The sequence below is a fragment of the Luteimonas sp. TWI596 genome, from assembly GCF_039674105.1.
Taxonomy (GTDB): domain Bacteria; phylum Pseudomonadota; class Gammaproteobacteria; order Xanthomonadales; family Xanthomonadaceae; genus Luteimonas.
The window spans coordinates 1-346 of sequence record NZ_JBDJMU010000061.1; the positions used below are offsets into that span (position 1 = coordinate 1).

Consider the following 346-nt stretch of genomic DNA (forward strand, 5'->3'; position numbering starts at 1 on the left):
CGTGCAGGTCAGTGCACCGGTGCAGGCAAACGCGCCCGCGTCGGTGACGGCACCGAAGGTCAGGCCGGTGCCTAGCGTGTCGGCCAGGGTCAGCACTTCGGTCGTCGCCGAATTCGCGACCGTCGCCGTCAGCGTGTAGGTCAGCGTGTCGCCAGGGGACACTTCGCTACCCGACGCCGGGTTCGAGGTCTTGCTCACCGTGATCGACGTCGCAACGACCGGATGCTCGGTCTCACAGGAGGTGCAGACCGGCTCGGGATCGTTGCCGCCAGCCGGGTTACTGGCTACGACGACGTTACCGACGCTTCCGGTCGCATCCGCATTGACAGTCGCGGTGTAGGTCAGC

The 346-nt window shown here is 66.5% G+C and carries 1 protein-coding gene; it reads right to left on the reverse strand.

Annotated elements, in window-relative coordinates; translation table 11 throughout:
* On the reverse strand, positions 1-346 hold a 346-nt coding region (locus ABE487_RS17245), incomplete at both ends, for an isopeptide-forming domain-containing fimbrial protein (RefSeq protein WP_346452927.1).